The organism is Streptococcus sp. A23 (assembly GCF_043674155.1).
In the GTDB taxonomy this organism is placed as follows: domain Bacteria; phylum Bacillota; class Bacilli; order Lactobacillales; family Streptococcaceae; genus Streptococcus; species Streptococcus suis_V.
Window position 1 is genome coordinate 1 of record NZ_JBIMJP010000030.1, and the last position, 8,682, is coordinate 8,682.

Annotated in this window: 7 protein-coding genes and 3 pseudogenes; 3 read left to right on the forward strand and 7 right to left on the reverse strand. The window is 35.2% G+C overall.

Annotated elements, in window-relative coordinates; all coding sequences use genetic code 11:
- Positions 1-632: 632 nt before the first annotated feature.
- A complete protein-coding gene (locus ACHBIE_RS10580) occupies positions 633-992 on the forward strand; it encodes a metalloregulator ArsR/SmtB family transcription factor (protein ID WP_003726380.1) in 360 nt (119 codons plus the stop codon).
- Positions 989-3,106 carry a heavy metal translocating P-type ATPase gene (locus ACHBIE_RS10585; protein ID WP_001291323.1) on the forward strand — a complete coding sequence of 706 codons (2,118 nt, stop codon included), beginning with the start codon at positions 989-991 and terminating at the stop codon, positions 3,104-3,106. The genes ACHBIE_RS10580 and ACHBIE_RS10585 overlap by 4 nt, the downstream gene beginning before the upstream one ends.
- Positions 3,107-3,339: 233 nt before the next feature.
- On the opposite strand, the gene ACHBIE_RS10590 is transcribed toward ACHBIE_RS10585, so the two are convergent.
- Both ACHBIE_RS10590 and ACHBIE_RS10595 read right to left on the reverse strand, forming a co-directional pair.
- Entirely contained in the window at positions 3,340-3,663 is a 324-nt protein-coding gene (locus ACHBIE_RS10590) for a transporter (RefSeq protein ID WP_161497409.1), read from the reverse strand.
- Positions 3,664-3,697: 34 nt separating this feature from the next.
- Positions 3,698-3,808, reverse strand: a pseudogene (locus ACHBIE_RS10595) (helix-turn-helix domain-containing protein); the annotation flags it as partial.
- 7 nt (positions 3,809-3,815) lie between these two features.
- On the opposite strand from ACHBIE_RS10595, the gene ACHBIE_RS10600 reads away from it, so the two are divergent.
- Positions 3,816-4,046 (forward strand): CHAP domain-containing protein, encoded by a 231-nt coding sequence (locus ACHBIE_RS10600; protein WP_105143836.1) that lies wholly within the window; start codon positions 3,816-3,818, stop codon positions 4,044-4,046.
- 112 nt (positions 4,047-4,158) lie between these two features.
- Here the strand turns inward: ACHBIE_RS10600 and ACHBIE_RS10605 are convergent, their stop codons facing one another.
- The 5 genes and pseudogenes from ACHBIE_RS10605 to arsA all read right to left on the reverse strand — a co-directional run.
- On the reverse strand, positions 4,159-4,929 hold the full coding sequence (locus tag ACHBIE_RS10605; protein WP_002415744.1) for an ABC transporter permease: 771 nt from the start codon (positions 4,927-4,929) through the stop codon (positions 4,159-4,161).
- A complete protein-coding gene (locus tag ACHBIE_RS10610; RefSeq protein WP_105143837.1) occupies positions 4,922-5,857 on the reverse strand; it encodes an ABC transporter ATP-binding protein in 936 nt (311 codons plus the stop codon). Before ACHBIE_RS10610 ends, ACHBIE_RS10605 begins: the two co-directional genes overlap by 8 nt.
- A gap of 289 nt (positions 5,858-6,146) precedes the next feature.
- A complete protein-coding gene (locus ACHBIE_RS10615) occupies positions 6,147-7,820 on the reverse strand; it encodes an FAD-dependent oxidoreductase (RefSeq protein WP_000706535.1) in 1,674 nt (557 codons plus the stop codon).
- A 20-nt stretch (positions 7,821-7,840) separates the two neighbouring features.
- Positions 7,841-8,071, reverse strand: a pseudogene (locus ACHBIE_RS10620) (arsenic resistance protein); the annotation flags it as partial.
- A 37-nt stretch (positions 8,072-8,108) separates the two neighbouring features.
- Positions 8,109-8,606, reverse strand: a pseudogene (gene arsA / locus ACHBIE_RS10625) (arsenite efflux transporter ATPase subunit ArsA); the annotation flags it as partial.
- Positions 8,607-8,682 lie beyond the last annotated feature (76 nt).

An 8,682-nucleotide genomic window follows, 5' to 3' on the forward strand; every position in this document is an offset into this window, starting at 1 on the left:
TCTGGCAAAAAGACCGACTATCAGACCAATAAACAGAAAAAGACAAACGCCTCTTAAGTGTTTGTCTTCAGTCTGAATCACGGTTAAAAAACCGTGACCTTCTCTGAGATAATCGCAAAATTCTAGGTTTGCGTGTTTAGCGCACCCTTCGATTGCGCTAAACACGCTGGCATACTGCCCGAAAACACAAAACTCAATCGTTTTGATTTTCTCCTGGTCTCGCCACTTCGTGCCGGCGTCTGCGAACCGCGCAGACAAATGCTCGCCGAAACTCGCAAGTTAAAAAGTGATTCTTCGAACCATTTTTGACAGCCCCCTTCTATACTTATCTACTTATCGTCTTTTTTGTTTCGCAGAATAGATAATTTCAAATATCATTCCTTGGTTCTGTTGCAATTGTATGTGGAGTCGGAACTTACTACTATATCATGAGAAATGAAGATTAAAGTTGAAACAAAAAAACAGATTGTTTTAAAATGTAAATCTGTTTTTTTGTTTGGTCTGATTTTATCACACCAATTATGTGATCAGAAAATGACCATTTTATGAACATTCAAACATTCACTTGAATATAGATGAATGTTCTGATATAATATATTCAAAAAAATATTTGAATGTAAAGGAATGATCGTATGAATAATGAAATTTGTGAAATAACTTGTATTCATGAAGACAAAGTTAATCGTGCTAAATCTAAACTAGCAAACTTTGATACTCCGTCAGTAAGTGGTTTCTTTAAAATATTGTCAGATGAAAATCGACTTAAAATTGTACATGCTTTAGTTCATGAAGATGAGCTATGTGTTTGTGATATTGCTAATATCATTGATGCTTCGGTCGCAACAACTTCACACCATCTGAACTCCTTAAAAAAATTGGGAGTAGTTGATAGTCACAAGGATGGTAAGTTAGTCTATTATTTTATTAAAAATATCAAAATCTTAAATCTTATGGAGCTTGGCGTAAATTTTAAAGAAGAGGTGCTAGCATGAGTGAGAAAATGACCGAAAAAACCTATCGAATAGAAGGATTAAGCTGTACAAATTGTGCAGGTAAATTTGAAAAAAATGTAAAGCAGTTGCCAGGAGTTACGAGTGCAACAGTAAACTTTGGTGCAAGTAAGATTTCAGTAGAAGGCCAAACAACAATTGAAGAACTCGAAGAAGCGGGAGCCTTCGAAAATCTTATCATTCGTGATGATCAAGAAAATGATGAACAAGTTAGATCAAAAGAGTCTTTTATAAAACGGAATATCGCTTTAATCATCTCTCTTGGTTTTATACTTGTTGCTGTGATTTCCCAACTATCATTGGGCGAAGATCATTTATTAACGAAAGCTCTTTATATATTGGCAATAATAATTGGTGGATTTGATTTATTTAAAGAAGGGTTCTCTGATTTGATCAAATTGGACTTCTCCATGGAATCTTTAATGACTATTGCAATTATTGGGGCCGCATTTATTGGAGAATGGGCCGAAGGTTCTATTGTAGTAATACTATTTGCTATTAGCGAAGCTTTGGAACGATTTTCAATGGATAAAGCAAGACAGTCGATTCGTTCTCTTATGGATATAGCTCCCAAAGAAGCTCTTATCAGGAGAAACAATGTAGAGCAATTAGTCAGTGTCGATAAAATCGATATCGACGATATTATGATCATTAAACCCGGACAAAAAATAGCCATGGATGGGCTTGTTATCAACGGTCATTCTTCAGTAAATCAAGCAGCAATAACAGGAGAATCGGTTCCTGTTGAAAAACAGTTAGATGATGAAGTGTTTGCAGGAACACTAAATGAAGAAGGTGTTCTTGAAGTCAAAGTAACAAAAAAAGTAACGGATACAACGATTGCCAAAATCATTCACTTAGTTGAAGAAGCGCAAGGAGAACGAGCTCCTGCACAAGCCTTTGTAGATAAATTTGCAAAATACTATACGCCATTCATAATTATTATGGCCCTTTTGATAGTGGTTGTTCCTCCGCTATTCTTTGGTGGTGACTGGAATAAATGGCTTTACCAAGGGTTATCCATTTTAGTTGTCGGATGTCCTTGTTCATTAGTGATCTCAACACCTGTTTCAATTGTTTCGGCTATTGGTAATGCAGCAAAAAATGGTGTTTTAGTAAAAGGCGGAGTCTATCTGGAAGAAATTGGTCATTTGAGAGCAATTGCTTTCGATAAGACTGGAACCTTAACAAAAGGAAAGCCTGTCGTAACGGATTTCATTGCAACCAGTTCTGAAACTGATATAAATTATCTATCGATTATTTCATCGTTGGAATCTCTTTCTCAACACCCATTAGCTTCTGCTATTTTAAACGAAGCGGATAAAACTAATGTGGATTACAAGTCAATACAAATCGAGGATTTCCAATCTATCACAGGTAAAGGACTTACAGGTATACATCAAAACATACGTTACTATATTGGAAGCCCTAAACTGTTTTCTGCATCAGTAATCGAAGAAACAGCGGTCAAAGTACAATACAGACAATTTCAAGAACAAGGGAAAACCGCCATGTATTTCGGTACTGACGAACAAATTTTAGGGGTAATTGCTGTCGCGGATGAAGTAAGAGATTCAAGTGCTGCCGTTATTTCTGAACTCCACAAGTTGTCAATTGAACACACTATTATGCTTACTGGTGATAATACTAAAACCGCTGAATCTATTGGTAAGCAATTAGGTGTGACTGAAATAAAAGGAGATCTAATGCCTCAAGAAAAATTAGATTCGATTAAAGCGTTGCGGACAACTTATAATAAAGTAGCAATGGTGGGCGACGGCATTAATGATGCACCAGCATTAGCTGCATCGACGGTTGGTATTGCAATGGGCGGTGCAGGAACAGATACGGCTCTCGAAACTGCTGATGTTGCTCTAATGGGCGACGATTTACAAAAATTACCATTCATTGTTAGACTTAGCCGTCAAACTCTAAAAGTAATTAAGCAAAATATCACCTTCTCATTAGGTATAAAACTATTAGCTCTACTACTAGTCATACCAGGTTGGCTAACACTATGGATTGCTATTGTAGCAGATATGGGAGCAACGCTTTTAGTAACATTAAACGGATTACGATTGATGAAAGTTAAATAACACAACAAATAAAAGAAGGCATGTTTATAAGCGTGCCTTCTTTTTATGATACATTTTTAGTTTTTTTGAACGCTAGTTATGAAGCAAACTATGCGTCATTTAAATATTAAAATGACAGTCTAACCTTATTAAGTAGGTGTTCCCATTAATACTTTGATTTCCTTAGATAATAAAAAGCTCCAGAGAAATAAAATAAGATCTTCAAATTATAAATTTCATCTCTTTAAAAAATATTATTTTGAATTTTTAAAGAGAGCTTTTATGAGCACCACCATTATAAAAGCTAAAAACAAAGCTACTACACCAACGACAATAAAAGAAGTATAATCAGCATAGCTACCATCACTAAACATTTGAAGAGTAAAAACGATAAATGCTGCAATAAAGCTAATTAAAAATTGAAGCCATATCTGGTGGATATATTTTTGGAGGAGAAAAATATATCCATACATGCCTATTAAAAGTAAAGTAAAATCTATATTTTGAAGTATAGGATCTCCTTGGATGATATTTATAATTAGAGTGGTAAATGTGACTACTAAAACAATAAATATCATCCTAAAAACAGGTTTACGTGATTCAAAAAAGAAATCATACAATTAGTTGGTCGATTTCTTTTTTTATTCGGTAAATTGTTTGCCTAGTCACATTGTAGTCTGTTGCAATCTTTGAGATAGCGACCCTATTCTCAAGATCCTGAACGGTTCTGTTGCAAAGTTTTAAAGCTAAAAATCAGTGGTTGGGAAAAGGTAATTTGCCTAAAAGTGGTAATATCATCTTTTTTGACTGGGGTGGTGATTCTGTTAGCGACCATGTAGGAATTGTTGGGAAAGTAGAAAATAACATTGTTTACACAATTGAAGGTAATTCAGGAGACAAAATTGCTAAACTAAGTTATGAAAAAAACAGTCCTTATATCATGGGATATGGGACACCATAATCAAATTCTTTGATACATTAAAGTACAATCTTCATGAAATAAAATAAAAAAGCTCTTATCTCCACAAATATGTTAGAGGTAAGAGCTAATTCTAATAACTGTCTTTTAATTATTAACTTCTTAATCCCTTTCCTTTATCTACTAAATAATAACAAATTGCATAAAGAACGATGATAAAAAGGATTAATATTGTAATTGAAACCATAATTGGTACATCTGTCGTTCCAAGAAATCCATAACGAAATCCTGAAATCATATAAACAATTGGATTAATTTTCGATACTGCCTGCCAGAATGGCGGCAACATTGAAATGGCGTAAAATACACCACCTAAATAAGTTAATGGCTGTAAAACAAATGTTGGTACAATTGAAACATCATCATAAGATTGTGCAAAAACACCATTAATTAAGCCTGCTAATGAAAATAAAATTGCAGTCATCAATAATGTAATCACCACAATAAACCATGAATAAACATGAAGTGGAACAAAAAAAAGAGAAATGACTGTAACCAATGTCCCAACTAAGATACTCCTACCCAGTCCACCAATAACAAATCCCCAAATAATAACATGTGTGGGTACAGGTGCAACTAATAGCTCTTCAATATTCTTTTGGAATTTTTGAGAAAAGAAAGATGAAGAAACATTTGCGTAAGAACTTGTGATTGCAGACATCATAATTAAACCTGGTACAATAAATTCCATATAGGAGAAGCCGCCCATATCACCAATACGACCACCAATCATTTTTCCAAAAATAACAAAATATAATGAGGTCGTAATAACAGGAGGCACTAAAGTTTGTACCCATATCCGTAGGTAACGGTTGGTTTCCTTAACTGCTAAGCTTTTAAGTGCTGTAAAGTAGATACTAAACATTTTTCTCCTCCTTTTGATGTTTGTCTTCGGTAATTTTTAAGAACAACTCTTCCAATCTATTTGATTTATTGCGCATAGAAAGAACCTTGATATTTTGCTGATTGAGCTGCTCAAAAATATTATTAACTCCCTGATTTCGTTCAACTTCTATAGCAAGTGTTAGATCATCTTCAAAAAAGTGCTTATAACCTTTTATCACAGGCTTTTTGTCGTAGCTATCTAAATCAAAAATGAAAGTCTCATATTGTAGTTTTGATAGAAGTGCTTTCATACTTGTATTCTCAATTAGCTCACCTGATTGAATAATTCCAATGTTACGACAAAGCATCTCTGCTTCTTCTAAATAATGAGTTGTAAGAATGATTGTTGTGCCACTTTCATTTAACTCTTTTAAAAATACCCACATTTCTCTTCTAAGCTCAATGTCCACTCCAGCAGTTGGTTCATCAAGAATTAGCAGACGTGGCTCGTGCATTAATGCTCGAGCTATCATAAGTCTTCGTTTCATCCCTCCAGATAACATACGGGCACGAACGTTTCTTTTATCCCATAAATTGGACTGCTTCAAATACTTTTCACTACGTTTCAGTGCCTCTTTTCTTGAGACACCATAATATCCTGCTTGATTTACTACAATTTGTTGTACCGTTTCAAACGGATTAAAATTAAATTCCTGCGGCACAAGACCAATCTGTTGCTTTGCTCGCTCTAAATCATTATCAATATCATAATCAAAAACCTTCACTTGACCAGCAGTCTTATTAACAAGTGAGGTAATAATTCCAATTGTTGTTGATTTTCCAGCACCGTTTGGACCTAGCAGTGCGTAAAAATCTCCTTCTTCTACAGTTAAATCAATACCACGCAGCGCCTCAACACCGGTCGCATATACTTTTTTTAAGCCTTTTAAATCTAGTGCATAGCTCATTTACTCATTACCTCCTTACTTATATTTCTTTTGTCAAAAAACAAATGCAGTCAAGGTGCAACTGCATTTGTGACAAACTATTTTTTGTCTTCTTTAGCTTTAGATTCTCTTTTTTTAGCTAAAACATATAGAACCACAACAATTATAACAAAATTTACAAATATACAAATATACCAACATTTATTTGATAGTTTAATAGTTTGGCAGCGAGGAAAGCTCCCAAGATACCAGCAAGTCTTGCCAACGCTCTTTTTTCTTCTGTCATCTATTTAATCCCTTCATCATTAAATTAGTTAGAGGCGAGCATTTGGGCAATTATCTGGTAATTTTTATTTCCTCCAGATAAATTATAGACTTCTTTAAATCCTTCGTTTAACAGGATATTTTGAGCAGCATTTCCAGTTACGCCCTTATTACAATACGTGATTGTTGTTACATTTTTATCTAGCTCCGCCACTCTATCACGTATTTCTGCTAATGGAATATGGATAGCCCCTTTAACACAAGAAATTTCATATTGTTTTTTGGAACGAGTATCAATAATTTGCAGTTGTTCTCCACTTGCTTGTCGCTCAATCAATTCAGTTGGGGTCATTAAAGGTGTTCCATTGCTTATTGCATTATCTAACGCCATTCCAGTATAAAGAACGGGGTCTTTCGTTGTCGCAAATGGTGGTGCATAAGCAAGGTCTAAATGGAACAAATCTTCTGCTACTGCACCAAATGAAATTGCAGTGGCAATTACGTCAATTCGTTTATCTACACCTTGCTCTCCAATAATCTGAGCTCCAAGAATTCTCCCGCTACTTTTATCTGCTAAAGCTTTGATTGTCAGCTCTTTTCCACCTAAGTAGTCCGCATGATCTGGCTTAATATTATAAAGAATAGCTGTCTCTAATCCTTCTAATTTAGCTTCTTTTTCTGTTAAACCAGTATATGCAACCGCTAAATCAAAAACTCGAACAATACCAGTTCCTAAAATACCACGATGTTCCAGTGTTCCTCCTGTGATGATATCACCAGCAATTCTACCCATCTTATTAGCAGTTGATCCAAGTGGACGATATATTGGTTTATCTGTAATGACAGAATAGCTCTCAGAAACATCTCCTACCGCATAAATATGTGGTACCGTTGTCTGCATTTTCTTATTCACTTTAATCGCACCAGATTTTCCCAATTGAATAGTTGTCGATTGAATAAGTGAAGTATTCGGAGTAACACCAGCTGCAAGAATGACTAAATCCGATTTGATTGTTTGCTCTTGATTGGTTGCTAATTCAGTAATATAGCCATCCTTCTCTATTACTTTTGTGATTGTTGTATTCAGTTGGAGCTTAACATGATTCTTTTCAAGCTCCTTTTGGACACGATAAGCCATATCAGCATCCATTTGTTTCATGACTTGATTGCCACGTTGAATAATAGTTACCTCTATTCCTTTATGAACCAATTGCTCTGCCATTTCTAATCCAATAAAGCCTGCACCAATAATAGTAGCTTGTTGTGGCTTTTCTTTTTCAATAAATGAGTGAATGGCAGCAGCATCTTGAATAGTACGAACATGAAAAAGATTTCTATTAGCTTGCTGTGCTTTAAAAATCTCTGGCACAATCGGTTTGGCTCCTGTTGCTAAAACCAATTCATCATAGGATTCGGTTTTCTTCTCCTTTGTTTGAAGATTCTCAACCTCAAGTGTTTGAGTTTCAGGATGAATAGCTGTCACTCGATGCTCTGTAAAAATATCTACATTATAACGCTTTTTAAACCATGCAGCATTTCTAGGGGTCAACTTATCTAACTCTTCAACTTCATCTCCTATATAATAAGGAATCCCGCAAATTGAATAGGAAATATCCTTGTCTTGGTCGTAGACAACAATCTCTGCTTCCTCTGTATTTCGTCTAGCCTTTGCAGCCACACTTGTCCCAGCTGCTACTGAACCAATAATCACAATTTTCATAAAGATGCCTCATTCCTTTTTTAAGTTTGCTTAAAATATTTTTGCTTAAATTTCAATGCTACATTTACTAAACCAATCAAAACCGGAACTTCCACTAGTGGACCAATTACTGCTGCAAAGGCTTCCCCTGAATTAATACCAAATACGCCAACTGCTACCGCAATTGCTAATTCAAAATTATTGCTCGCTGCGGTAAACGATAATGAAGCTGCAATTGGATAACTGGTTCCCGTACGTTTAGAAATATAGAAAAATTTCTATCTATCAATAAAAAAAAATAAAATGCTTCTAATTCAATATATTGTGTAGTGCTTCTCCAGAGATTTCTTCTGCATGCCATTCTACAACCCCATAATGATTATTAGATAATTCTGCTACTTTATCAATCCATGTATTTTCATTTTGTGCTCGGACTAGTAACATTGGATTTGTTGTACCACTTGTTAACATACTGTTATTCACGACCCACCATGTATGAGCAATGCCTGCTCGATCCAAGTCTTCCTGTAGTCGCATAGATTCATAAACAGGTGTTGTTTCAGGTAAAGTGACCATGACCACTTCGGTTTCTTTTCCATCTTGCAAACGAGGTAAGAGACGTTTCACTGATTCTGGTACTTCACCAGATGTCCGCTCTACTTCTTTATGGTAGCTTTGGGTAGAATCAAGTAATAGTAATGTATGTCCTGTTGGTGCGGTATCAATAACTACCACATCACAATCAGCATCATCCACAATCTCTGCAAAAGCTCTGAATACAGCGATTTCTTGTGTACAAGGCGAACGGTTCTGTTGCAAAGTTTTCTGATAAGTCTATTTTAGTGTAAAATGAATAAAAATGACAGCGAGGATATATCAATGA

Excerpts from the sequence above, each read along its gene's own strand:
- ACHBIE_RS10580 (WP_003726380.1), top strand. The coding sequence starts at position 633 with ATGAATAATGAAATTTGTGAAATAACTTGTATTCATGAAGACAAAGTT.
- ACHBIE_RS10585 (WP_001291323.1), top strand. The coding sequence starts at position 989 with ATGAGTGAGAAAATGACCGAAAAAACCTATCGAATAGAAGGATTAAGC.
- ACHBIE_RS10590 (WP_161497409.1), bottom strand. The coding sequence starts at position 3,663 with ATGATATTTATTGTTTTAGTAGTCACATTTACCACTCTAATTATAAAT.
- ACHBIE_RS10605 (WP_002415744.1), bottom strand. The coding sequence starts at position 4,929 with ATGTTTAGTATCTACTTTACAGCACTTAAAAGCTTAGCAGTTAAGGAA.
- ACHBIE_RS10610 (WP_105143837.1), bottom strand. The coding sequence starts at position 5,857 with ATGAGCTATGCACTAGATTTAAAAGGCTTAAAAAAAGTATATGCGACC.
- ACHBIE_RS10615 (WP_000706535.1), bottom strand. The coding sequence starts at position 7,820 with ATGAAAATTGTGATTATTGGTTCAGTAGCAGCTGGGACAAGTGTGGCT.